Origin of the sequence: Oceanobacillus sp. FSL W7-1309, assembly GCF_038002145.1 — a bacterium.
In the GTDB taxonomy this organism is placed as follows: domain Bacteria; phylum Bacillota; class Bacilli; order Bacillales; family Amphibacillaceae; genus Oceanobacillus; species Oceanobacillus profundus.
Window position 1 is genome coordinate 2,413,401 of sequence record NZ_JBBOBX010000001.1, and the last position, 26,791, is coordinate 2,440,191.

The 26,791-nt window shown below is 36.7% G+C and carries 22 protein-coding genes; 19 read left to right on the plus strand and 3 right to left on the minus strand.

The window, feature by feature from the left end; translation table 11 throughout:
* Positions 1–264 precede the first annotated feature (264 nt).
* From NST46_RS11590 to rlmD, 15 genes are all read left to right on the plus strand, one after another.
* Positions 265–2,004 (plus strand): adenine deaminase C-terminal domain-containing protein, encoded by a 1,740-nt coding sequence (locus tag NST46_RS11590; RefSeq protein WP_445321737.1) that lies wholly within the window; start codon positions 265–267, stop codon positions 2,002–2,004.
* 42 nt (positions 2,005–2,046) lie between these two features.
* Positions 2,047–3,099, plus strand: coding sequence for a DUF3048 domain-containing protein (locus NST46_RS11595; protein WP_341137229.1), 1,053 nt, complete (start codon positions 2,047–2,049; stop codon positions 3,097–3,099).
* Between the two features lie 21 nt (positions 3,100–3,120).
* Positions 3,121–3,417: a YerC/YecD family TrpR-related protein gene (locus NST46_RS11600; RefSeq protein WP_095312636.1), complete on the plus strand. Its 297-nt coding sequence runs from the start codon at positions 3,121–3,123 to the stop codon at positions 3,415–3,417.
* A 404-nt stretch (positions 3,418–3,821) separates the two neighbouring features.
* Positions 3,822–4,511, plus strand: coding sequence for a heptaprenylglyceryl phosphate synthase (locus tag NST46_RS11605; RefSeq protein WP_118890127.1), 690 nt, complete (start codon positions 3,822–3,824; stop codon positions 4,509–4,511).
* 19 nt (positions 4,512–4,530) lie between these two features.
* Positions 4,531–6,756 (plus strand): DNA helicase PcrA, encoded by a 2,226-nt coding sequence (pcrA, locus tag NST46_RS11610; protein WP_095312645.1) that lies wholly within the window; start codon positions 4,531–4,533, stop codon positions 6,754–6,756.
* A 10-nt stretch (positions 6,757–6,766) separates the two neighbouring features.
* Positions 6,767–8,776, plus strand: coding sequence for an NAD-dependent DNA ligase LigA (gene ligA / locus NST46_RS11615; protein ID WP_341137230.1), 2,010 nt, complete (start codon positions 6,767–6,769; stop codon positions 8,774–8,776).
* A gap of 13 nt (positions 8,777–8,789) precedes the next feature.
* Positions 8,790–9,896: a CamS family sex pheromone protein gene (locus NST46_RS11620; protein ID WP_095312647.1), complete on the plus strand. Its 1,107-nt coding sequence runs from the start codon at positions 8,790–8,792 to the stop codon at positions 9,894–9,896.
* A 482-nt stretch (positions 9,897–10,378) separates the two neighbouring features.
* On the plus strand, positions 10,379–11,656 hold the full coding sequence (locus tag NST46_RS11625; protein WP_316246666.1) for a helix-turn-helix transcriptional regulator: 1,278 nt from the start codon (positions 10,379–10,381) through the stop codon (positions 11,654–11,656).
* Between the two features lie 13 nt (positions 11,657–11,669).
* Positions 11,670–11,819, plus strand: a complete 150-nt coding sequence (locus NST46_RS11630; protein WP_158586294.1) for a hypothetical protein — start codon at positions 11,670–11,672, stop codon at positions 11,817–11,819.
* 272 nt (positions 11,820–12,091) lie between these two features.
* Positions 12,092–12,388 carry an Asp-tRNA(Asn)/Glu-tRNA(Gln) amidotransferase subunit GatC gene (gene gatC / locus NST46_RS11635; RefSeq protein WP_118890130.1) on the plus strand — a complete coding sequence of 99 codons (297 nt, stop codon included), beginning with the start codon at positions 12,092–12,094 and terminating at the stop codon, positions 12,386–12,388.
* A 91-nt stretch (positions 12,389–12,479) separates the two neighbouring features.
* Positions 12,480–13,946, plus strand: coding sequence for an Asp-tRNA(Asn)/Glu-tRNA(Gln) amidotransferase subunit GatA (gene gatA / locus NST46_RS11640; RefSeq protein WP_340002995.1), 1,467 nt, complete (start codon positions 12,480–12,482; stop codon positions 13,944–13,946).
* Positions 13,946–15,376, plus strand: a complete 1,431-nt coding sequence (gene gatB / locus NST46_RS11645; protein WP_341137231.1) for an Asp-tRNA(Asn)/Glu-tRNA(Gln) amidotransferase subunit GatB — start codon at positions 13,946–13,948, stop codon at positions 15,374–15,376. Before gatA ends, gatB begins: the two co-directional genes overlap by 1 nt.
* Positions 15,377–15,536: 160 nt before the next feature.
* Complete coding sequence (locus NST46_RS11650) at positions 15,537–16,451, plus strand: diacylglycerol kinase (protein ID WP_095312656.1); 915 nt, start codon at positions 15,537–15,539, stop codon at positions 16,449–16,451.
* Between the two features lie 77 nt (positions 16,452–16,528).
* Positions 16,529–17,098, plus strand: a complete 570-nt coding sequence (locus tag NST46_RS11655; RefSeq protein ID WP_341137232.1) for a Uma2 family endonuclease — start codon at positions 16,529–16,531, stop codon at positions 17,096–17,098.
* A gap of 109 nt (positions 17,099–17,207) precedes the next feature.
* A complete protein-coding gene (rlmD, locus tag NST46_RS11660; protein WP_341137233.1) occupies positions 17,208–18,584 on the plus strand; it encodes a 23S rRNA (uracil(1939)-C(5))-methyltransferase RlmD in 1,377 nt (458 codons plus the stop codon).
* 1,465 nt (positions 18,585–20,049) lie between these two features.
* Here rlmD and NST46_RS11665 read toward each other — a convergent pair.
* The 3 genes from NST46_RS11665 to NST46_RS11675 all read right to left on the minus strand — a co-directional run bounded on the left by NST46_RS11665 (position 20,050) and on the right by NST46_RS11675 (position 22,629).
* Positions 20,050–20,562, minus strand: coding sequence for a hypothetical protein (locus NST46_RS11665; RefSeq protein WP_303447742.1), 513 nt, complete (start codon positions 20,560–20,562; stop codon positions 20,050–20,052).
* Positions 20,563–20,574: 12 nt separating this feature from the next.
* Positions 20,575–21,243, minus strand: a complete 669-nt coding sequence (locus NST46_RS11670; protein WP_341137234.1) for an SAR2788 family putative toxin — start codon at positions 21,241–21,243, stop codon at positions 20,575–20,577.
* A 444-nt stretch (positions 21,244–21,687) separates the two neighbouring features.
* A complete protein-coding gene (locus NST46_RS11675) occupies positions 21,688–22,629 on the minus strand; it encodes a helix-turn-helix transcriptional regulator (RefSeq protein ID WP_095312694.1) in 942 nt (313 codons plus the stop codon).
* A gap of 118 nt (positions 22,630–22,747) precedes the next feature.
* Here NST46_RS11675 and NST46_RS11680 point away from each other — a divergent pair, with 118 nt between their 5' ends.
* From NST46_RS11680 to NST46_RS11695, 4 genes are all read left to right on the plus strand, one after another.
* Positions 22,748–23,320: a dihydrofolate reductase family protein gene (locus NST46_RS11680; RefSeq protein WP_341137235.1), complete on the plus strand. Its 573-nt coding sequence runs from the start codon at positions 22,748–22,750 to the stop codon at positions 23,318–23,320.
* A 548-nt stretch (positions 23,321–23,868) separates the two neighbouring features.
* A complete protein-coding gene (locus NST46_RS11685) occupies positions 23,869–24,705 on the plus strand; it encodes an undecaprenyl-diphosphate phosphatase (RefSeq protein WP_095312698.1) in 837 nt (278 codons plus the stop codon).
* Positions 24,706–25,436: 731 nt separating this feature from the next.
* Entirely contained in the window at positions 25,437–25,847 is a 411-nt protein-coding gene (locus tag NST46_RS11690) for a DUF4064 domain-containing protein (RefSeq protein WP_095312700.1), read from the plus strand.
* Positions 25,848–26,120: 273 nt separating this feature from the next.
* Positions 26,121–26,780, plus strand: coding sequence for an ArsR/SmtB family transcription factor (locus tag NST46_RS11695; RefSeq protein WP_341137236.1), 660 nt, complete (start codon positions 26,121–26,123; stop codon positions 26,778–26,780).
* Positions 26,781–26,791 lie beyond the last annotated feature (11 nt).

The following is a 26,791-nucleotide window of genomic DNA, read 5'->3' on the forward strand; positions in this document are numbered from 1 at the left end:
TCCCAGGTTTTATTCTAACAAGGGAGAGGTTTTTTTCTGTCCGTCACTTTTGCAGATAAATCTACTCTCGCAGTTCTTCAGATTCTTGAATAATCCACACCCTACTAGAACTACGTCCATTCGACGGAATCAGTTATGTTTGCAGATGATTAGACTTAATTTTCAATTTTATTAAGTTAATTTAAATTTATAATTAATTAACCCTTTTAAAGTGAAAATATGGTAAAATAAAGCAAATGGTTGATGAGAGAGTTGGGATATGAAATGATCAATGGATTGAATTGGCGTAACCGTGAACTAAGACAGCATGTAAAAGTGATTGATGGCTTAGTAGCACCAACACTTGTACTGAAAAACAGCACGTATTTAAATGTATATACAAAACAATGGTTAGAAGCTAATATATGGATTTTTAATGACCGCATTATTTATGTTGGTGAACAATTACCAAAGCAGCTTGATGGTGTAGAGGTAGTTGATTGTACTGGGAAATACTTGGTTCCAGGATATATTGAACCCCATGCACACCCATTTCAATTAGCGAACCCGGAAGCATTAGCATTTCATGCTGCAAGATTCGGTACAACAACATTGGTTAATGACAGCTTAACGTGGAATTTGACATTAGACAAAAAGAAAGCGTTTTCTATAATAGAGGAGTTCAATAAATTACCGACTTCGATGTATTGGTGGGCGCGATTTGATTCACAAACAGCCTTGAACGATGAAGAAGAATTTTACAACACTCCAGATGTTCTATCATGGTTATCACATCCAAATGTCGTGCAGGGTGGCGAATTAACAGCATGGCCTAGTCTTCTTGCTGGAAATGACCGGCTGCTCTATTGGATTCAGGAAGCAAAGCGGCTTGGGAAACCAGTGGAAGGGCATTTGCCAGGAGCATCGGAGAAAACATTAACAAAAATGAAGCTGCTAGGTGTGAGTGCAGACCATGAGGCGATGACAGGTGAAGAAGTCATTCGCCGCTTGCGACTCGGATATAGTGCTGCATTGCGTTATTCTGTTATACGTCCAGATTTACCGGTTCTTATAGAAGAAATTCTTGAATCGGGTCTCAAGCATTTTGATAATTTGATGTTCACGATGGATGGACCAACACCGGCATTTATGCAAAAAGGAATCATTAATGTTTGTCTTGAAATTGCGTTAGACAAAGGAATTCCGTTGGAAGAAGCATATCGTATGGCAAGCTATAATGCAGCAAAACACTTCCATCTTGATGAACAGATTGGTAGTATCGCACCAGGGCGCGTTGCTCACATTAATATATTAACAGACAAAGCCAACCCGCATCCGGAGAGTGTTTTGGCAAAAGGACAATGGATAATGCGTGAGCAACAAGTGCAAGTTTCCGAGTCGATGATTAATTGGGAAAAGTATGGAATTGAGCCAGCAGCCTTTGACTGGGATTTAGATGAAGGGGATTTGCAATTTTCCGTTCCGATTGGATTAGAAATGGTTAACAATGTAATCGTAAAGCCGTACAGTATCGAGGTAGATATTAATGTCGAAGATTTATCAGAAGCGAATGGTGATCAATTTCTACTATTAATGGATCTAAAAGGTACATGGCGAGTCAATACGACAATTCGTGGCTTTGCACCAGGCTTAGGTGGTATAGCAAGCAGTTTTTCTGCTTCTGGTGATATTGTGTTTATCGGGAAAAACAAAAAGGATATTCTACTTTCATGGCAACGCTTGAAAGAAATTGGCGGTGGTATTGTCCTTGTACATGATGGAGAAATATTAGCGGAGATACCTCTTGAGCTTGATGGATTTATATCAAAAAAATCAATTCAAAACCTTATCGAAGAAGAAGAAAAATTAAAGGGATGCTTAAAAAAGGCTGGTTATGCTTTTAGTGATCCATTTTATAGTCTTCTATTTCTATCATCAACCCATTTACCGTTCTTACGCATTACGCAACAAGGGCTGGTGGACATAAAGAATCGGACAATTCTCTTCCCAGCAACGATGCGATAGCATATAATAGAACATAGACTAAATTAGAGAGTGTGGACATAAATGAAAAAAATACTTTTGTTAACACTAACGGTCTTTGTTCTAGCACTTGCAGCTTGTTCGTCGGATAATCAAGCGTCAGATGATAATAAAGAGAAGGACAATGTTCCCGAACAGCAACCAGAGGGGAATGATCGTTATGCAGCTACATTTCCATTATCAGGAATCGAAACTGACGAGTCTGTAGACAATCGAACGATTGGTGTTATGATAAATAATCATGCTGCAGCAAGACCACAATCTGGGTTATCAGAAGCAGATATCGTTTTTGAAATTTTAGCTGAAGGAACAATTACTCGATTTCTCGCTTTATATCAAAGTGAATTGCCAGAAGTCGTCGGACCAGTTAGAAGTGCGAGAGAATATTATTTCGAGCTTGCTGAGGGATATGACGCAATTTATGTGTATCATGGTGCAGCAGATTTTGTAAATGATATGATTGTGAATCGGGGCATTAATTTCTTAAATGGTTCTACCTATGATAATGATGGGATTCTATTTAAAAGAGAATCCTTCCGAAAAGCACCACATAATTCATATCTACAGCTGGGTGCTGTTTATGATGTAGCATCAACGAAAGGATATGAAACAACAAGTACGCAAGAGTCGCTGAACTTTCTAACAGAAGAGAAAATCGAAACGCTTGATGGCGAAAAAGCTGCACAAGTTAAGGTTGAGTATGGCGATAATACATCAGAAAGCGTTGAATACACATATGATGAAGCTAGTGGAAAGTATGCACGCTCCAGTAATGGAGAGCCGTCAGTTGATTTAAATACAGAAACTGCAATCCAAGTGGATAATGTTTTTATAGTAGAAGCCTTCCATGAAGTAATCGATGATTCAGGACGCAGAGCGATTGACTTGAAAACAGGCGGAGATGGATACCTGATTCAAAAAGGCCAATTACAGGAGATTCAATGGGAAAACAAAGATGGAAGAATCATTCCTGTAAAAGATAGCCAGCCGATTGGTCTTGTCCCTGGAAAGACATGGGTCAATGTTGTACCAACAGATCCTGGAATCAAGCAGTCTGTCACAATATCAAATGAGTAGAATAGTCAGGAGGGTTTTGTCTTGCAAATCGATAAACTACGTGGAGAACAGTTAGATCAATTATTCGAAGCAATCCTATCACTGGAAAATATAGAAGAGTGCTATCGCTTTTTTGATGATATTGCAACAATGTCTGAAATACAGTCTATTTCACAGCGCTTGCAGGTTGCTAAGATGCTGACAGAAGGAAAGACATATAGTGCAATTGAAAATGAGACAAAAGCATCAACAGCAACGATATCCCGTGTACGAAGATGTCTCAATTACGGCAGCGATGGTTATATGATGGTTTTAGATAGAATTAAGGAAAAAGAATAGAAACCGTGTCCCAGCTTGGGCTACGGTTTCTATTCTTTTGTTCCTGCATAGGGAACTATAAAATTTGAATGCTGTGGATAACTTAGTTACCTAAACGGCTACGTCCAGCTCCAGCGCCCAGCGACTAGCGAGACTTCCTTCACCTCCGTACGATAAGTCAACATCGGCTCCCTGCGGTCGCCGTGTTTCCTTTATCTCCTACGTGGGAATGTTCGATTCGTCGAACCACCCCAAAGTTCGGGGCGCAGTCCGTACGTCGCTAACCGGGCGCTTGCGCTTTTGTTCCACAGTTATCTATCCTATTACTTTATTTCGATTTCATAAACATTCCTCAAATTGCTAAATTCCAACCTTGATTTTTGGTATAATAGACTAATGTAAAATGATGATGGAGGAATCAACCTTTGAAGACAATTAATGAATGGAAACATATATTTAAGCTTGATCCAGCAAAAGAGATTTCGGATGAGGATTTAGATCTAATTTGTGAATCAGGTACGGATGCAATAATCGTTGGCGGAACGGATGATGTAACATTGGACGGTGTACTTGATTTATTATCACGGATTCGCCGCAGCCATACGGTTCCATGTGTTTTGGAGATATCGAATGAAGAAGCACTTACTCCCGGATTTGATTACTACTTTATTCCAATGGTGCTCAATTCCAAGGAGAAAAAGTTTATGATGGATATCCAGCATAAAGCGATTAAAGAGTATATTGATATGATGGAGTACAGCGAGATATTTTTCGAAGGATACTGTATATTAAATGAGGACGCGAAAGCATTTACGCATACGAATAGCTATTTACCAGATAAAGATGATGTGAAGGCATATGCATATATGGCAGAGCATGTCTTTCACTTGCCCATCTTTTATGTAGAGTATAGTGGTACATATGGAGAACCTGAACTTGTGAAAGAAGTAAAGAACGAGCTTGATAAAACACTGCTTTTTTACGGTGGGGGAATCGAAAATCCCGAGCAAGCGAAGGAAATGAAAGAGTATGCAGATGTAATTATAGTTGGGAATAGTATCTATACCGACATCAAAAAAGCACTCAAGACAGTAGAAGCGGTAAAAGATAAATGATTCAAGGAGTGATGTAATCATGAGTCAGGCATTTGACGAAATGATAAATAGATTAAATAAAGAGCAGCAGGAAGCTGTTAGACATACAGAAGGACCATTATTAATTATGGCAGGAGCGGGAAGTGGAAAAACGAGAGTACTCACACACCGAATCGCTTACTTAATGGATGAGAAAGAGGTTTCACCGCGAAATATTCTGGCGATTACGTTTACGAATAAGGCTGCAAGAGAGATGAAGGATCGTGTGAGCAGACTTGTAGGAGCTCAAGGGGAGCAAATGTGGGTTTCAACTTTCCACTCGATGTGCGTGCGAATTTTACGTCGTGATATTGATCGGATTGGATATAGCAGCAGCTTTACAATCCTGGATAGCAGTGACCAGTTATCGGTGATTAAACAGGTGTTAAAGAATTTAAATATGGATCCGAAAAAGTTTGACCCCCGTGCTATGTTGGGACAAATAAGTACAGCAAAAAACGAATTAATTACCGATGAAGAATTTAGTAAACATGCGGGTAATTTTTACGATAGACAAGTAGCACAGGTCTATGAAGGGTACCAGAAAATGCTTCGAAAAAATCAATCTCTTGATTTTGATGACTTAATTATGCAGACAATCCATCTATTTCAACGTATCCCTGAAGTGTTAGAATACTATCAACGTCGTTTTCAATATATTCATGTGGATGAGTATCAGGATACCAACCATGCACAATACTATTTAGTAAAACAGCTGGCAAGTCGTTATCAAAACCTTTGTGTTGTTGGGGATTCAGACCAGTCGATTTATCGCTGGCGAGGAGCAGATATTAAGAATATCCTTTCTTTTGAAAATGATTATCCAAGTGCGAAGACAGTGTTTTTAGAACAAAATTATCGTTCGACAAAATCAATTCTTGCAGCTGCGAATAAAGTCATTGGAAATAATGCTGGACGTAAACCGAAGAATTTATGGACAGAAAATGATGAAGGTCAGAAAATAAGCTATTTCCAAGGTGCAACAGAACAGGAAGAAGCTCTTTATATAACAGATAAGATTCAGGAGCTAACTCGGAATAAAGAGTATTCACCAAGTGAAGTTGCGGTTTTATACCGAACCAATGCGCAGTCCCGTGCAATTGAGGACACACTATTAAAGTCTGGTATTTCTTATCAAATGGTTGGAGGTATGCGATTCTACGACAGGAAAGAAATTAAAGATATGGTGGCCTATTTACGATTAATTACCAACCCGGATGATGACTTAAGCTTTGAACGTGTGGTGAATGAGCCCAAAAGAGGAATTGGGAAAACATCTGTTGAACGACTTCGTGCATATGCAGCAGAGCACGGCATTTCCTTCTATGAGGCAGTGAAGGAAGTAGACTTTACAGGTGTTTCAGGCAAAGCAGCAAATGCACTTGCAGCCTTTGGTAATTTAATCAAAACGTTAAATCAACAACAGGATTTCCTGACTGCAACAGATATGGTTCAAGCAGTTTTAGAACGAACTGGCTATGAAGAAATGCTTTTAAATGAGAAATCAATCGAAGCACAAAGTCGTTTAGAGAACTTAGAAGAGTTTATGACGGTGACAAAGGATTTTGAAGAGACAAGTGAAGATAAAACACTAATTTCATTTCTAACGGATCTAGCCTTAATCGCAGATATTGATCGTGTGGATGAAGAAGATCCGGACAATGAGGAAAAAATTACATTAATGACGCTCCATGCTGCAAAAGGGCTGGAATTCCCGGTCGTCTTTTTAATCGGTATGGAGGAGAATGTTTTTCCACATAGTCGTTCATTAATGGATGAAGAGGAAATGCAAGAGGAACGACGCCTCGCGTATGTAGGAATAACCCGAGCAGAAAAAGAGCTTTATTTAACACATGCAAAAATGCGCACTCTATATGGCAGAACGAATATGAACCCCATCAGTCGATTTATCAATGAAATCCCGAGAGAATTGATTGAGGGAATGGAAGAAACTAGAAACACGATGTTTGGCAGCATATTCAGTAAACCTAAGGATGTCCAAAGCCCAGCACCTGTGAAGCGAAAAGCAGAGCGGATGCAAACAACAACTGGAGCAGAAGATAAGGATTGGTTCCCAGGAGATAAAGCGAATCATAAAAAATGGGGCATTGGCACAGTTGTGAAAGTTCAGGGAGATGGAGACAAAATGGAATTGGATGTTGCCTTCCCAGCACCCGTAGGTATCAAACGATTGCTTGCAAAATTCGCACCAATCACGAAAGAATAGGAGTCAGCTAATGGATAAACAAAAAGCGCAGGATCAAATACAAGCACTGATCGAATTACTGAATCAATATGGTTATGAATATTATGTGCTCGATAAGCCAAGCGTACCGGATGCAGAGTATGATGAAAAGCTAAGAGAATTACAGGAACTCGAAAAGCAATTCCCAGAGTTCCTTTCTGAGAACTCTCCAACACAGCGTATTGGTGGAGAACCATTGGATGCATTTAAAAAAGTGCAGCACAATGTGCCAATGCTAAGCCTTGGTAATGCATTTAATGAGCAGGATCTTAGAGATTTTGCTAGGAGAGCAAGTAATGGAACGGACGAACCCCTTACGTTTGTGTGTGAGCTTAAAATTGATGGACTTGCTATTTCTCTAACCTATGAAAATGGTAAGTTTGTTCGTGGTGCAACTCGTGGTGATGGAACAACGGGTGAGGACATTACTGCAAATTTAAGAACGATTCGCAGTATCCCGCTCTCCATTAAAGATGAAGCAACACTAGAAGTTCGCGGAGAAGCTTTTATGCCGCATAAGTCATTCCTTGCATTGAATGAAAAGCGAGAGAAAAATGAAGAAGAGCCATTTGCTAACCCGCGGAATGCTGCGGCTGGGTCTTTAAGACAGCTTGACCCTAAAATAGCTGCCCAGCGTAATCTTGACATCTATTTATATGGTGTTGGTGAGTGGAATGATAGCTCCATTACGTCACACAGTGAACGACTTGAGAAATTGAAAGAGCTTGGATTTAAGACAAATCCAGAATGGAAAAAATGTGAAACAATTGATGAAGTCATCGAATTTGTTAACTATTGGACGAAAGAACGCCCGAATTTATCCTATGAGATTGACGGGATTGTGATAAAAGTCGATGATTTAAATCAGCAAGATGAGCTCGGCTATACTGCAAAAAGCCCTCGCTGGGCAATCGCTTATAAGTTTCCAGCGGAAGAAGCCATCACAAAGCTTCGAGATATCGAGCTAAGTATCGGCAGAACTGGTGTGATTACACCAACTGCAATTCTCGATCCTGTAAAGGTTGCTGGATCTACAGTACAACGTGCTTCACTGCATAATGAAGATTTAATTCGTGAGCAAGATATCCGAATTGGTGATACAGTCGTTATTAAAAAGGCAGGCGATATCATTCCAAAAGTCGTCCGTGTCGTGGAAGAAAAGCGGAACGGGGAAGAGCAAGAATTCCATATGCCAACAGAGTGTCCTGCTTGTGGCAGTGAAGTTGTTCGATTGGAGGAAGAGGTGGCGCTTCGCTGTATTAACCCGAATTGCCCAGCACAGCTCATGGAAGGACTCATTCACTTTGTATCTAGAAATGCAATGAATATTGACGGGCTTGGAGAAAAAGTAATTATACAGCTTTTCCAAAACGAGCTCATTCACACAATGGCAGATTTATATCGATTGGAACGAGAAGAATTACTCAACCTGGAGCGAATGGGTGAAAAATCTGTATCTAATTTGCTGGAAGCGATCGAAGCATCGAAAGAGAATTCATTGGAGAGACTGTTATTTGGCCTGGGCATTCGTTTCATAGGAGAAAAGGCAGCTAAAACGCTTGCGATGGAATTTGAAACAATGGATAATCTACAGCAGGCTACATTTGAAGATCTTGTAGCTATTGATGAAATTGGCGATAAGATGGCTGATTCCATTGCACAATATTTTACCGAGGAAAAAGTGGTTGAACTCTTAGATGACCTACGTGGATTACAGATTAATATGGAATATAAGGGTCCAAAAAAGTCAGCCCAACAGGACGAGGGTGACACTGTTTTTGCCGGTAAGACAATTGTATTAACAGGGAAGTTGGAAGAGTTTTCTCGAAATGAAGCAAAAGCCTTCATTGAATCGCTCGGTGGGACAGTTACCGGAAGTGTAAGTAAAAAGACAGACATTCTCATAGCTGGGGAGGATGCTGGATCGAAATATGAAAAAGCCGTGAAACTCGGTGTTGAAATATGGAATGAACAGCAGCTAAAAGCAGTTGTGGAAGAATAAGGAGTGTTAAACTTTGAAAAAAATAAGTGCTGTTTTGTTATGTACACTCCTAATTATAACGGGATGTGTACAAACACCAACCGAAGAAGAAGTGCTGCAAAATGATGATACTGAACAAGAAACTTCTATTGTCCCTAGCTATCAATTATCGGATGAAAATTATAAAATGATTCTTCCTTACAAAACGAGTCAGGCGAGAGGTGTTATTGTCAATCAATTGGCAAACCGAGTAGACATTGATGAGATGGAGCAAGGCCTGCAGCGGTTATCAAAGGATGTTTTCGACCCAAATGATTTCTATTTTCAAGAAGGACAATATTTAACATCAGGACGAATCTATGAATGGATCGATGGTTTGAATCCACAGGTGGAAACAGGATCGGATGAGGATACGTATCGCGACAATCCGCGCTATCTATCGCATATATTGGAGCAAAATTATTTGAAACAAAATGATGATGGCACCGTTCAAATCGCAGGAATGTCTATCGGAATTGCGCTTAAATCCGTTTATCGCTTCCAAACCGAAATCGGTGGACCATATTATTATGAAAATATTTCAGAGGAAGATATGCTCGAGCAAGGTAATCGAATTGCTGAAGCTGTTGTGGAGGAGATTCGCCAAGAGGAGGGGCTAGGTGAGATTCCAATTATGGTTGCATTGTATCGAGAAGCAGAACAAGCATCACCTGTGCCAGGGAGCTTTGTCGCTAAAGCAAATGTATCAGGTGGAAGCAATTCGATAGGTGATTGGGAAGACGTTGATGAAGAAAATATTTTATTCCCTTCAGCTGAAGGAAGAGAAAAGTATTACGATGACCATGAGATTGTAACTAGTTTTGGCAATGAAATCGCTGAGTTTTTCCCTAACTATGTTGGTTTAATTGGAGAAGGATTTTATGTTGATGGTGAATTGCAAAAATTAACGATTGAGGTTCCGATAGAGTTTTATGGAAAAGCAGAGGTAATAGGTTTCACACAATATGCATATGGACTTGTTCAAGACATGTTCTCAAACTATTATGACCTTGAAATAAACATTACATCCAGTAATCAAGCAGAAAGTTTGATTTATCGAAATGCTGGTGATGAGTCGCCAACAGTTCATATTTTTCATTAAATAAGCATGTAAATGTACAAATAAGAGTGACACGTTATATGTTATAAAATATGAAAAGCTCGTTTAAATAATTGTATTTAAACGAGCTTTTTTATTGGATTTAATGCCTGGTTTTCTAAACGAATGGATTATTTAAAACTTTAGTCGTAATACAAGACTAATTATTCATATTTATTCGAATAAAATAATGGTATAATTATTTTTTAGGTGAGAAAAATCTTGTTAAATTTTTACTCCGAAAAGTTAGGGTTACTGTACCTCATTTAGTTTGTTTTTTTATTGCAGCCCTACATCCACTTCATATGATTGACATTTAGGATTCAAGGCCAGAAAAAGAAAAAACCGCGTAAATTTTCCTCTCTCAGGAAAATCAAGAAAACTAAAGTGCTGTTATACGTGCTTTTGACCTATGATTTTCCCAATATGCATTTCCGTTAAATATGATATAATACTAGTAAATAGAAATATTTCTGAATATGAGGGTGGGTATTTTGATAGAGATAGGATCATTTATAAAATTACAGCGTACAAAACAGGAAATGACCTTAAACGAACTTTCTGAAGGAATCGTATCTGTCTCCTATTTATCAAAAATTGAGAATCAGAAAACCCAGGCTAGTCCCGATATTATTCAATTATTATGCAATCGCCTTGGGATTGAGAATGATAACAGTCAAGAGGAACAGATTAAAGAAAAATGTAACAGATGGTATAGCATGCTGTTTGAGGTTAACAACAAGGAAGAAATTATAACTACATATAAAGAAATCCAGGAAATGCTGGACAAAAACCTTTCGAATAGCTTGCTAATGTTTGAGATTCATAAGATTAGATACTATCTCATAATGGAAAATTTTGATGAAGCATTGAAAAAGATTAATGAACTGAGTGAGATTGCCAGTACATTCGATAGTTTACAGCAGTTTTATTGGTTTAAATTCAAAGGGAATTATTATTCAACTGCAAGTGATTTTCAACAGGCTTTGCAAATGTATAAACTTGCAGAGGAAAAAATAAATAGAATAGATATTACTGAAGAAGAAACAGCAGATCTTCAATATACAATGTCCGTTACGCATAGCAAACTAAGACATACATTGGAGTCGATTGATTATGCAAATCGGTCTTTAGAAATTTTTATGAAACAATATAATTTCCAACGATGTGCACAGTGCCATATTATTTTAGGTATATCTTACAGACGAATCAAAATGCATGACCGTGCAATAAAAAACTATAATTTGGCAAAGCACTTGGGAGAATTGAATAAAGATAAACAAATTATTCAATTAACGAATTTAAACCTAGGTTACTTATATTCTGTAATCGCTGAGACAAACGAAGCAATTAGCTTTTATGAGAAAGTAGCAAATGACGAAGAAGTAAATTTAGAACAACGTTTAATCGCAATAACATCGATTATTAAAGAGTTTTATAATATAGATAAAATAAATGAAGTGAGAGTAGCTATTGTCAAAGCCCAGAATATACTGGACTTGGCTAAGGATAAAGGTTATTCCAAGCTATACTCCTATATTATTCATACGTTTGAATATGCAACCAATGGTGAGAATGACAGATTTGTATCATTTGTTAAGGATAAGTTTATACCTTTTTTAAAGAATCATAGTGATCATGCTAACTTGGTATTCTACTCAACAATGTTGGCTAGACACTTTGAAGAACAATATAAGTATAAAGATGCTGTAAAATATTATAAGCTTGCTAATTCAACTTATGATAATTTAATAAGCCTGTAAAGGAGGGGAGAAAATGAAAAAGCTGTTTTCAGGTGTTGCATTAGCTGCGGTACTGGCTACTGGATTCTTTTTTGCCCAGGGAGTACAGCAAGATAATGTTGAAATTGCTGGTGAACATGAGCCAAGTATCTTTAGTGTCAGCAGTTCAAGTGTATTTTTCTAAGTTTTTACTTTTACATTAATTATTTCAATTTTTTACCCTATTACTATATGATGGATTTGCCTGAAACGGAGTGGAACCTGTTTCAGGCCTTTTTTTGCGTAGATATATATAAGTAGTTTTCCAATATCCTACATAATATGCTAAGGAACTTTCATATACAACATAATTTGCCTATCTAGACCTATCTTTGCTATTATCAATAGTGTTATAATGGTACAATGAGAAAAAAATAAAGCATCACCTATATAAATTATTGATTTGGAGGTAATCACATGGCGGATATTTCAAAAGAGCAAGTGAAGCATGTAGCACACTTAGCAAGGCTCGCTGTAACGGACGAAGAGGTAGAGCAGCTTGTAGATGAACTGAGCGCAATTATCGATTATGCTGAACAATTGAATGAATTGGATACAGACGGCATTGAGCCAACAACGCATGTGCTTGATTTGAAAAATATAATGCGTAAAGATGAACCGAAGGAATGGATTACGCAAGAAGAAGCATTTAAGAATGCTCCTGATCACGAAGACGGTCATTTCCGCGTACCATCAATTTTGGGAGATAGTTAAGTTTCGAACTTTTCTATCCGTAAACAAAGACATTTGCCGCAGAAGGTCAGGCAAATTCTTTAGTTTTCTAAAACAAGGAGGGAAACCCTAGATGTCATTATTTGACCATACAATTAAAGAATTAGAAGCAAAGCTACATAATAAAGAGATTACGGTTCAAGATCTAGTCGATGAATCTTACCGTAGAATTAAAGAAGTAGACGGACAAGTAAATGCCTTTTTAACCTTGGATGAAGAAAATGCTAGGGCGAAAGCAAAAGAACTTGATGAAGCAGCAGATGCTACAGCGAGTCTATTTGGGGTTCCAGGTGGAATTAAGGATAATATCGTAACAAAAGGCGTTCGTACTACATGTGCAAGTCAGTTTTTAGATAACTTCAATGATCCGTTATATGACGCAACAGTTGTACAAAAATTAAAGAACGAACAAGCAATTTCTGTTGGAAAACTAAACATGGATGAATTTGCAATGGGATCAACCAATGAAAACTCCAGCTATACACCAACAAGAAATCCATGGAATACAGATTATGTCCCAGGAGGTTCTAGTGGTGGTTCTGCAGCAGCGGTTGCAGCAGGTGAAGTATTGTTCTCACTAGGCTCTGACACAGGTGGTTCGATTCGCCAACCAGCATCTTTCTGTGGAGTTGTAGGAATGAAACCTACTTACGGACGTGTGTCTCGTTTTGGATTAGTTGCATTTGCATCTTCGCTTGATCAAATTGGACCAATTACAAGAACAGTTGAAGATAATGCACGAGTATTAGAGGTCATTGCAGGACATGACGAAATGGATACGACAAGTGCTAATATTGACGTGCCGAAATATACCGAAGCATTGACGAAGGACATTAGCGGGTTGAAGATTGCTGTACCAAAAGAATACTTAGCTGAAGGTGTGGCACCAGAGGTTAGAGAGTCTATTCTTGAGGCATTGAAAGTATATGAATCACTTGGTGCTACATGGGAAGAGGTTTCTTTGCCGCACTCTAAATATGCTGTATCTGCTTATTACTTATTATCTTCATCTGAAGCATCTGCTAACTTAGCTCGTTTTGACGGGGTACGCTATGGTGTGCGCAGTGAAAACGCAGATAATCTGATTGATGTATTTAAGAAATCTCGAAGCGAAGGCTTTGGACCTGAAGTGAAAAAACGAATTATGCTCGGAACATTTGCATTAAGTTCTGGATATTACGATGCATATTATAAAAAAGCGCAAAAAGTACGTACTTTAATTAAACAGGATTTTGACAAAATCTTTGAGGACTTTGATGTTATTGTTGGACCAACTTCTCCTACAACAGCATATAAAGTAGGCGAACTTATTGATGACCCATTAACAATGTATGCAAATGATATTTTAACCATTCCAGTTAACCTTGCTGGCGTTCCAGGAATCTCCCTTCCGTGTGGATTCTCTGAAAATGGACTACCTATCGGCTTGCAAATTATTGGTAAGTACTTTGATGAAAGTACGGTATATCGTGCAGCACATGCATTTGAACAGGCAACAGAGCATCATAAAAAACGACCTCAGCTTGGAGGTGCCAACTAATGAATTTTGAAACAATAATTGGACTTGAGGTACACGTTGAATTAAAAACAAATTCGAAAATATTTAGCCCGAGTATTAATGCATTCGGATCTGATCCAAATACGAATATAAACCCAATTGATCTTGGCTATCCAGGAACACTTCCAGTTTTAAATGAAGAAGCCGTTAACTTTGCAATGAAAGCAGCTATGGCATTAAATTGTGAAATTGCGACACACACAAAGTTTGACCGTAAGAATTACTTTTACCCAGATAATCCGAAAGCATATCAAATATCTCAGTTTGATCAGCCAATCGGTGAAAATGGCTGGATTGAAATTGAAGTAAATGGGAAAAAGAAACGTATCGGCATAACGCGTGTTCATATGGAAGAGGATGCTGGTAAATTGACTCACGGTGATGATGGTTATTCGTATATTGACTTTAACCGTCAAGGGACACCATTGATTGAAATCGTATCTGAACCAGATATGCGCTCTCCAGAGGAAGCATATGCATATTTGGAAAAACTAAAAAATATTATCCAGTATACAGGCGTTTCCGATGTGAAAATGCAAGAAGGTTCACTAAGATGTGATGCGAATATTTCATTACGTCCAATTGGACAAGAGAAGTTCGGTACGAAAGCAGAGCTTAAGAACTTGAATTCATTCTCCTTTGTACAAAAAGGTCTTGAATTTGAAGAGAAGCGTCAAGAAAAAGTACTCCTTTCAGGTGGCGAAATTCTTCAGGAAACACGTCGTTACGATGAGAAAACAAAAGAAACAATTCTCATGCGTGTAAAGGAAGGTTCGGATGACTATCGTTATTTCCCAGAACCAGATTTAGTACCACTATACATTGATGATGTATGGAAAGAACGTGTGCACAGTGAAATTCCTGAACTGCCAGATGCTCGCAGAAAACGTTATGTTTCAGAACTTGGCTTATCCGAATACGATGCAAATGTATTAACGAACTCGAAGCAAGTGTCCGATTTCTTTGAGGAAGCTGTCTCGCATGGCGGTGACATCAAGCAAGTATCGAACTGGCTGATGGGTGAAGTTTCTGCATACATGAATAAACACTATAAAGAAATCCAAGAATTAGCGATTACACCAGAAGCATTGGCTAAAATGATTCAGTTGATTGAAGACGGAACGATTTCCTCTAAAATTGCGAAGAAAGTATTTGCTGAGCTCGTAGAAAATGGCGGAGATCCAGAACAGATCGTAAAAGACAAAGGTCTCGTACAAATCTCTGATCCAGAGCAGCTGAAAGAAATTGTTAATAATGTGCTGGATGAGAATGAGCAATCCATTATTGACTTTAAAAGTGGAAAAGGCAAGGCGCATGGTTTCCTTGTTGGTCAAATTATGAAAGCTACAAAAGGACAAGCGAACCCGCCACTTGTTAACAAGATTCTTTCTGAAGAACTTAGCAAACGTTAAATATATATGGAAGGCTGTCATTTGCTTGCAAATGGCAGTCTCGATATGTTTTAATCCTTTTCAATTGATATGAAAAAGGCTATGATATTTATTAGATGCAAAAGTACGAGTTCTAAATGGATAAAGCCTTCAGAGTGAACATATTGGGGGAGGAAATAGAATGAAAAAGGCCCGAATAATATATAATCCGACTTCGGGGCGTGAAGCAATCAAAAGAGCATTGCCAACGATATTGGAAAAGTTTGAGGTTGCAGGTTTCGAGACATCCACACATGCTACTACTGGCGAAAATGATGCGATTGCAGCAGCGAAATCAGCGGTAGAGCGTGGCTATGATCTAATTGTAGCTGCAGGTGGTGACGGCACTATTAATGAAGTAATTAATGGAATAGCTGGTTTCGATAACCGGCCAAAGCTTGGAATTATCCCTGCTGGAACCACAAATGATTTTGCCCGAGCATTGCGAATCCCACGAGATATCTATAAAGCAGTGGATATTATTTTATCGAATAAATCGATGCTACTGGATATTGGAAAAGTCAACGAGCATTACTTTATGAATATTGCCGGTGGCGGGAAGCTAACGGAATTAACCTATGATGTACCAAGCAAGCTAAAGACAATGCTTGGACAGCTGGCATATTATATCAAAGGGATTGAAATGCTTCCATCACTAAAACCAATTAAAGTAAAGATTGAATATGATGATGAAGTATTAGAAGATGATATTATGTTATTTCTCGTATCAAATACCAATTCGGTTGGGGGATTTGAAAAGCTCGCCCCAAGTGCGAAAATGAATGATGGATATTTTGATTTGCTAATTTTGCGCAAAACAAACCTAGCTGAATTCATTCATATTGCCTCCCTCGCTCTACGAGGCGCACATTTGGATAGTAAGAATATTATTTATAAACAAGCGAGGTACGTAAAAGTATCTGCTGATGAAAAAATGCAATTAAATATTGATGGTGAATATGGTGGGTTATTGCCTGGTGAATTTGTAAACCTACAGGAGCACATCGAATTTTGTGTGCCAGAAGAATTTATTGATATGCAGGAAGACTTGGATTAGAGTCTTCCTTTTTGGTGTTATTGACCGTTCAACAATGCTATAATAAATAATAAAATTTGCTAACTTGGGGTGATTACATGTCATTACCAAAGGAAGATCGCATTTATACGTATAACGACTATTTATCATGGCCCGAGGACGTAAGAGTAGAGATTATTGATGGTCGTCTTTATATGCAGGCAGCCCCTTCAAGAATCCATCAAGAAATTCTATCGGAGTTACATCGCCAACTTGCTAATTATCTAGTTGGAAAAGCGTGTAAGGTATATCCTGCACCATTTGAAGTGGTGTTATATCTTGATGAAGAAGATAAAGACGAAAGCAGAAATGTATTCGAGCCAGATATTACGGTTGTTTGCGATACCTCTAAATTAGATGATGCAGGTTGTAAAGGGGCTCCAAATATGGTCATTGAAATTTTATCACCATCGACAGGAAGAAAAGATAAACTTGAAAAGTTCAATAAATATGAGCAGGCTGGTGTTCAGGAATATTGGATTGTTGAACCCCAAGAAAAGATGGTTAGTGTTTTTACCCTCGAAGAAAGTCAAAACTACGGTAGGCCAAGTTTGTATTCAGATGAGGAAGAAATTCAAGTATCTATTTTTGATGATTTACAGATTGATTTGAAAACCGTGTTTGCTTAATAATAAAATAAGTATCTGTCCGCTTTGCCGGTGGGTACTTATTTTACTGCTTGCTGAAGAGGAAATAGGATAAAATAATTATAAATAATGTAATTGAAGGAAGATATAAATGGTAAAACAAACCACACCGGTGAAAAAAAACGAGACAATCACACTACGCTTTGAAGACCTGACCCATGAAGGGAATGGTGTTGGGAAAATTAATGGTTATCCATTATTTGTTCCAAACGCACTACCAGGGGAAGAAGCGATAGTAAAGGTTGTTAAAGTAAATAAAAATTTTGGTTTCGGAAAATTAATGGAGCTTACCAAGTCAAGTCCTGAACGAGTGGAGCCAACCTGCCATGTACATTGCGGTGGTTGTCAGCTACAGCATATGAGCTATAAGCTTCAGCTTGATATGAAACAAAACCAAGTGAAGAATGTGATGAAGAAAGTTGCCCATCTTCCGCATGTACCAATTCATCCAATCATGGGGATGGAGCATCCATATCATTATCGCAACAAAGTACAAGTCCCTGTTGGAGAGAAGAACGGTGAGCTTATAGTTGGCTATTACCAAAAACGAAGTCATCGAATCGTTGAAAATATGGACACATGCAGTATTCAAGCTGAGGCAATCAATGAAATTCTGCCAGTAGTTAGACAGCTTGCTAACCAGCTTGGGATCGAACCTTATCAGGAAGAAAACCATCGTGGGGACCTCAGACATATTATGATCCGGACTGGTCATGCAACCAATGATGTCATGATTGTGCTCGTTACCCGCACCAATAGATTGCCAAATAAAGATGTCCTAATTGACGAGTTAACGAGACGATTCCCTCAGGTTAAATCGATTATTCAAAATGTAAATGAGAAGCGAACAAATGTCATACTTGGTGAGAAAACAAAAGTGCTTTGGGGCGAAACATATATTTACGATAAAATCGGCGATATTACTTTTGCGATTTCAGCGAAATCTTTTTATCAAGTAAATCCAATACAGACGAAGGTGCTTTATGACAAAGCATTAGAGTTTGCAAACATTGGAAGCGATGATGTTGTCGTTGATGCATACTGTGGTATCGGCACAATTTCTTTATTTTTAGCGCAAAAGGCGAAAAAGGTTTACGGAATTGAAGTTGTTCCAGATGCTATTGCGGATGCTAAAAAGAATGCTGCACTTAATGAAATTACGAATGTTGAATTTACAGTAGGACAAGCTGAAAAAGTAATGCTAAAATGGAAAGAACAGGGCCTTACTCCAGACGTTATTGTAGTTGATCCACCACGTAAAGGCTGTGAAGCTGATTTCTTACAAGCAATGATCGATATGGAACCACAGCGGATTGTATATGTATCCTGCAATCCATCAACATTGGCAAGAGATCTTCGTATTTTAGAGGATGGTGGCTACGTGACGAAGGAAGTGCAGCCTGTAGACATGTTTCCTAGTACGAATCATGTGGAGGCTGTTACTTGGTTGGAGAAACGCTTTGTCTAACTAAAATAAACATCTGCTCGTCAAAATAAACATTTGCTATTCCGACCCTGATTTCGTAATAATAAACATTTGCGAATTCGGGGTCTTTTCATGCCGAACCCCTTGTCCTGTCTATCTTTTCTCGATTTATTCTTCTGTCCATTACTCCCAAAACTTTATTCCAACTGTCCGAAAAAGGTGAAAAAAACAGGTGGAAAAGAGCGGGAAAACGGTCATTATTGAACCAAAAACCCTTCAAAACGGGGGTTCGGTAGCAAAACTTTATTTTAACTCGAACAGTGGAATGCGGGTTTGAGGTGGGGGATTTCGGAGGAGATTAAATTAACGTCACATAGTAGAGAAAAGAAGTGAAGTTTGGTTTGTAATATTTCCAACCTAGTCTTAGAGATAGAAGAAAAGAGTAAAGTATTTCTGTTGTTTTACAATGCAACTTTGCTAAGAGTGTAACTGTAGAATAAAATATCAAATCTAAGTGGAAGCTGTTGCCTCCCTGTAACTCCCTTGTTCCCAATGTAACTTTGTTCTTCCCTTATGGAACTTAGTTGGTATCCGAATTGGAAGAGGACGAAGAGAACAGCAGGGAAAACAATATTTAATTTGATGGCTTTTTAATCATCATCCAATAGGGGTTTTCAATCCCAAATCAATAAAAATTCGGACTGAATCCAATAGTGATTCAGTCCGATTCTTTTTGCTTAATACTTCTTCAATCCCTTATCAATATAGGCTTTCAGACAGTTTCCAATCGCTTTTCAGTAGTTTTCCTAACCCTAAATCCAACGGATTTTCAATCTATATTCAGTGTATTTCCTAACTGTAACTACATCCTGAAATTGTTGCATATCCAATCTTTTATCCAGTTTCCCCTGATACTTTTACCCAATTCTGGGGAATAACTTAGTTACAATGGCAGAATATTCTACACAACCCAGAAGGCTTAATTCGGGTCATTTTCGGTGTTTTGGGGAAGAACTTAGTTCCATTGCTTTGTGGCGTAAAAGAGGGGGTGAAGACTTGGGGGATAAGGGATTGAGGGGAGTTTGGTTGGGGAAGGACTAAGTTACAGGTACATATAGTAGATGAGTAGAAATGGGCATTAGAGGAATGAGGAAAGAGTTAGGATATAAATATTTTGAATATATGGTAAAATAAGAGCGGACTATAGAGTTTGTAAAAAATGTAATTACACTAACGGGGCAGCATTAGTTGAAGATCGTTGTTAAACTTGTGTTCAACAATCAGACCATATAGTTGAGTAACTTAGTTTCAATATAAATGGATAATTATGTTAAATTATAGTGAATACCCTCTCCGATAAGAGCAGATTATCAAACGCAGCTTCTATCATTTCTTTGTTTCTAGACAACTCAAGGATAATTGATAAAGGAGTCTACGTGCATTTTTGCTTCATTTTGGGATTTTATTGTAGAACCCAAAAACAGAAGAGACTTATCTCTTCTGTTCTTCATGATTTTAAAGCTTTATAATCTTGAACGAAAGAAGAATAGGAACTTTCCTCCGAAAAAGAAAATTGATTATTGACGATAAATTCTCCAAATGCTAAGAATCCCTCTATTATTGCTTTCGAATACTCATCTTTAGGAATTGTATTTGAAATTTGATTGTCTTTACTTGATGTATTATTAATACAAAAAGTAAATCCTGAGTTATTGGTTAATATCTTAACTTCATATAAGGAATCTAAAATTGATATTTCATACTCTTTATTTCCTGGTGTTAATATAGGTTCAACTAATGTTTGCCATGTAAATAACAAATCTGTTGTTTCCATGTTTTCGGTTAGGATAACTTCAGAGTTGCATTCTAATCTGATTGCTCCTTCTAGATAATCATGGTCATTTTCATCTAAGGTTTGATTCACTAAATCACCAGATAATGGATTATTAATTGATAAAAAAGTAGACTTGTGACCTATGTTGATATTTGTATCCTTAATCAAAGTTTCAATCTTTAGCATATTATCACCTCATTAAACTGGATATGCTGATTTTACATACCCATCTTTCCCTATATTTACTTTATATTTTATTCCATTTATAGTCTTATAAGCATTAACAGAGTTTCCTTTTTTAAGAGCATTTCCAATGGTAGTTTTATTACTGTTAATAACATTAGTAACAATGTTTTTTACACCATTGACACTTAAACTAGGGTCAAACATTGATTTCCCACCTTTTCCTGTCCAATAATTTGGGTGGTGGTTTTGTAGAATATGTTGCATTTTAGCATTAGTAAAATAAACATTTTTTCCTCCAGCTTTAATGGTTACATTAGAAAAATTGACTGTTGCTTTCTTGGCAGCATCTTTAGATTTCGCTTGGAATGTTTTTTTACCAATTTTTAAAATGGCTTTTTTACCAATATGTTGAACTGTTATTCTGGCAACTTGTGAACCAATAAAATAAACAATTACAGGTAAAGCAGATGCTTCAATTTGCGTGGAGTCAACAATATATTCTTCTCCTGTGTTAAGATCAATAAAATTAAAAACATATGAATCTTCGTTTATTTCTAGGATTTCTATTTCATATTTCCCTTCAACTACTTGTCCTTCTTCGAGATATTCACTTGTCATAATGATTTCTTCTGTTTCAAATGAAAATTCCAACTCAAATTTTGCTGCAATAATTAAACCCAAAATTGGGGGGAATGGTGGTTCGGTAGCAAAACTTTATTTTAACTGAAACGGTGGGATGCGGGTTTGAGGTGGGGGATTGCGGAGGAGATTAAATTAACGCGTGTCTAATTAAAAAAGTCATTTGGCTGTAAAAATAAACATTTGCTAGTCCGATCCTGATTTCGTAATAATAAACATTTACTTTTTTCAGTCCGAATCCAATAATTTCTCGGGTTTTCCTCATCAGGAGCCCGAGTTTTTTATGCCGATTCCAATTTCAAGTTCAATACTCTTTAATCCCCAAACTGTTGTCATTACTGGATTTATCCAATATCCCACGCAATATTAAAGCAATAATAATTCAATACTTATTCAATAAAATTCATCTTTTCTCAAAGCTGTGTTTTACAGGTGAAATAATAGAAACAAAATTATTGTTGGAATATAGCTTAATAGCTCAAGATTTTAATTCTCATCTTGATACATAGCTAAAATTTCTTCAGCTTGTTTACGTAATCCAACTATTAATTCCTTCGGTTCCAAAATTCGTGCATGACTTCCAAGCCTCAAAAATAGTGATGTTATAAAATTAAGTTCACCTCTATCAATGATTGTATCAATGTATCCAGTTCCATCTTCTTGTGTGCCTACAAAACCATCGAAATAATGAACACTTTTACATTGACGGACACCTTCCACTGTTAAGATCACATGCAGTCGAACAGGGTTTTTTACCTCATGAAAGTTGAACCATTCTTTTAAATTCATGAAATCATCTTCATTTTTCTCAGCTGATAAGATTGATAGAATGCGATCTACGCGATACAGTAATATTTTTTTCTTATCATAATCGTAAGCAGGTAAGTACCATAATCCATCATGAGCATATACACCGATAGGATGGATGTGTTTTTTTCTCATTCCTGATTTAGATTCATATTGAATATGTAAATTTTTATTTTCAATAGAATGCTCTAGAATATCTTTTAAAAATGGGGTATCAATCGTTCTTTTAGGATTCCAAAAAGCAATATAAGAACGAATTTTATCCACTTTTGTTTTAGCTTCACTCTGAAGTGAACTATATAATTTATGTTCAACCGAAGTAATTTCAGAATCAAAAGGCAAGTTGCGATAGTAATTTAGAGATTGAAAAGCAAAGAAGATAGAAACAACTTCTTCTTCTGTAAATAAAATAGGGGGAAGAAGTCTACTTGTTAATACTGTATACCCTCCATTTCGTCCTTGTTCAGAGTAAATTGGCATTCCCATATCAGATAAATCTAGTATGTATCTATGTACAGTACGAATGGATATATTAAATTCATCTGCTATTTCTTGTGCTGTAAAATTTTTCTTAGCGGTGACAAACATAAGAATATCTAATAGACGCTTTGCTTTTGACATTTTGTTCACCTTTTTTCAATTAATCATGTCATTACTTGTCATGTTTTACGTTTAGTATAGTTTATACGTTATGATTTTATCAACAAGGAAAATCTATAAGATAAAAGGAGATAAAAATATGGCCATTAACGAAAGTGCAAGAAGAGTAATTCTGGATTTAGCAGTTACTTTAGATGGATTTATTGAAGGACCGAATGGCGAAGTTGACTGGTGCATCATGGAATCGGATATGGGTTTCATAAATTTCTTGAATCAAATTGATACTATTTTATATGGAAGAAAAAGCTACGATTTATGGGGACAATATATCCCCAAAAATGATGATTCAGATAACGAAAAAGAAATTTGGAAATTGGTTCATAGTAAAAAGAAATATGTATTTTCCAGAACACAAAAAGAGTCTGATAATCAAGCGATATTAATAAATGATAACATTGTTGAAGAAGTAAATAAATTAAAGAAAAAACCTGGTAGAGATATCTGGCTATATGGTGGAGCGAGTCTTATTACAACTTTTATAAAATTAGGGTTGGTTGATGAATTTAGGTTATCTGTTCACCCTGTTATTTTAGGGGAAGGAAAACCTTTGTTTATTGACATAAAGAAGAGAGTGAATCTAAGACTGATTGACACAAAAAGATTTTACTCTGGTGTTGTTCAACTTTGCTATCACCTTAATGACAGTAATTGATAAGTTTATGCTAAGGCTGAGGTGAAAGTAAATTTTCTTCTCAACTAATGAAAGAGTAAATAATTATTAACATCCTTCCATTCTTAATGATGGGAGGATTTTTCTTACTAAATAGTCACTAGAGCTTCGGTTAAATACATAGTGCCGAACTTTATAAGCAGAGTTATCTTCGTCATTTGTAGATCTTTTTGTTCAGACTGATTTAACGCTTCAAAGTGGATGAGAATGAAGCAAGATTATTCATTAATTTTAATTTGTCTCGTTATATCAAGTCATGTCTGCCTAGTTCGATCTGCGAAAGTTGAGTTATCAAAGCGGAGGTAAAGATACCTTTTTTAAAATTAATATGTATTTTTTAAGACAATAGAAATATGATTTTATATGTGAATGAGATATATTTGTATTAGAGGATAGTTTTTTTATGAAAAAAATTTTACTATAGAAGATGATTCAAAACCTGTTTTTTGCTTTGAAAGAGTAAAAAAAATGATTTCAAGGGTGCAAATCTTTCAAGGTAATGAAATAACAATATAAAAGGAGTTTAAAGAATGGATTTCGTTGAGTTAATAAAAGCAATAATATTAGGGTTAGTGGAGGGATTAACAGAATTCGCACCAGTATCCTCTACAGGACATATGATCCTAGTTGATGATATGTGGCTAAAGTCTACCGAATTTTTGGGACAATATGCGGCAAATACGTTTAAGATAGTTATTCAGCTCGGATCTATTTTAGCCGTTGTGATTGTATTTAAGGATAGATTTATTGATTTGCTTGGATTAAATCGTATTTTTAATAAAAAGGGTGAAGTATATAATAGGGAACATCTAAAATTAACCCACATTATTGTTGGTTTGATTCCAGCAGGGGTTTTAGGATTACTATTTGAGGACTATATTGATGAGAACCTCTTTACAACCAAAACCGTTCTAATTGGTTTATTAATTGGTGCCTTCTTTATGATTGCAGCGGATTTACTTCGTTCTAAAAATCCAAAAGTTGTATCTGTGGATCAAATAACTTATAAACAAGCATTTTCAGTTGGATTAATTCAATGCTTATCATTGTGGCCGGGGTTTTCTAGGTCAGGTGCAACCATTTCAGGTGGTGTATTAGTGGGGATGAATCACCGCACAGCCTCAGACTTTACATTTATCATGGCTGTCCCAATTATGGCTGGTGCAAGTTTCTTGTCATTAATAAAAAACTGGGAGTACTTTACCTTAGATGCTTTACCATTTTTCATTGTTGGGTTTATTAGTGCATTTGTATTCGCATTAATATCTATTCGTTTTTTCCTGAAATTAATTAATAAAGTTAAATTAATCCCATTTGCAATTTATCGTATTATATTAGTAATTGTAATCTACTTTTTATATTTCTAAATCTGAAATAGGACAATACACATGATCTTATTTGTATATTAATGGAGTCTATTTCATTAAAAATTGATTTTTCTTGTGCTGCTGAAACACTTCCTTTTCCTATGTAATACAATAATACTTTGCTAAGCAAATAAACATCCTCTATTCTAATCCTGTCTTCGTAAAAATAAACATTTGCGAATTCGGGATCTTTTTTTATTCGATCTCCTATCCTTCCTGGCTTACCTTTGGATTTTTGTTCCTAAATCGAATCTGATCGAATCCCATTTTTAATCTAAAATCGTAATTATGGAACAATATATAAATTGTTTCGCACTACAAATAAATTCTTCTGCCCTCTGCTAAATATTTGGTAGAGTCATACAATTCTAGTTGAAGATATGTGGTTAAGGTCTACCGAATTTTTGAGGAACGGGTGATACAGATTTGTCTCTGGTTTGTTTCCACCACCAGTTTAATCGTCTTTACCAATCAAATCAAAAATCAATATCGTAAGCTGGATTCATTAAGAGGTCTAGCTTTATTTCTTCATCGAATAGTGTTTCGAACATATTTTGTCAGTTGAAACTTTTACCTTTTTATTTCGTATGAAAAGTATAACTCATTATTTTAGGGAGGTGCTTCTAATGGAATCAATTGTAAATTTTGTACACTCAATAATTACAATAACTTCCTTCCCATATGAGGAACGTGGTATTGCAGGTCAATAAAACAGAAAGGAGGGAGAGATAATGAAAAGAACAGTCGAAATTGTATTAGCTATAATTGGAATTTTAGGTTACGGACTTCTTGGAGCTTTTGGAGTTGTTATGTTAGTTCTGCAAAATAATGAAGCTATCCTCCAAGATATCGTAGAGCAAACTCCAGAAATGGGTCTTGGTGATCTGGACACTCTAATTGAAGGATTGAGTACAGGCGGATGGCTTATTCTCATTGTAGCTGTGCTGGCTATTATATTGAGTATTGTCGCTATTTTCTTAATTAAAGGTAATAAGCACCCTAAAAGTGCTGGTATTATTTTCGTTGTGACTTCTATCTTGGGTGCTGTTATTACTGTTGGATTTGGTATTTTTCCAGGCATCTTCATACTTATTGCTGGTATTATGTGCTTTGTTCGGAAACCGGCTCAACTTATTCAGTAACATAATCTTACTGGGACACTTAGTCTCTTCTTACTACAAATGCGTGGTCTAACGCCACCGCCTTTAAAAGGTATCAGCTTTTTGGTCTTTTTTAGGGTTAAGGCATGTTATGTACACATAGTTAAAAATCCCATCAAAATGCAAAGTAAAAAAAACAAGTGGTTTTCATTATTCCACTTGTTTTTTACTTCTAAATAAAGGATTGACAAAAGATAGTGGTTATGACTATAATTCAACTATTCAATAAAACACTTGAATAGTTGGTGATTTAAAATGCTAAACGAAAGAAATTTAAAAGATTTATTATATCAAGAGTTTGCAAGACTAGGTAAAAGCTTTTCCAGCCCAAAGCGTATAGAGATTCTTGATATCTTATCTCAAGGCCCAAAATCGGTGGAAGCATTGGCGAAAGCAACTACCATGTCTGTGGCAAATGTATCTCAACATTTACAAACTCTCTCTAGTTCCAGATTGGTAAAGTTTCAGAAGAAAGGTAACTATGTGATCTACGAATTAGCAGATACAGCGATTTCCGGCTTTCTAAAGTGTCTGCATACTTTGTCAGAAAAACAGTTTGTACAGGTTCAACAAATAAAACAAGAATTCTTAAATGCCAATCTTGGCATGAATGGTATTTCACTTGTGGAACTTAAAGACCGGATGGAAAAAGATGAAGTTTTATTGTTAGATGTCAGGCCGAAAGAAGAGTATGAAAAAGCTCATATTCCGGGTGCTATTTCGATGCCAATTGAGGAATTAAGGGAAAAAATATCTTCTTTACCAACCAACTGTGATGTAGTTGCCTACTGCAGAGGACCATACTGTTTGATGTCAGTAGAAGCAGTAGAGCTTTTAAAGACGAGAGGAATACATGCCTTTCGTTTTGAAAGCAACGTTCAAGATTGGTATCAATTTGAAGATAGCTTAAATTAATGGGGGAAGGA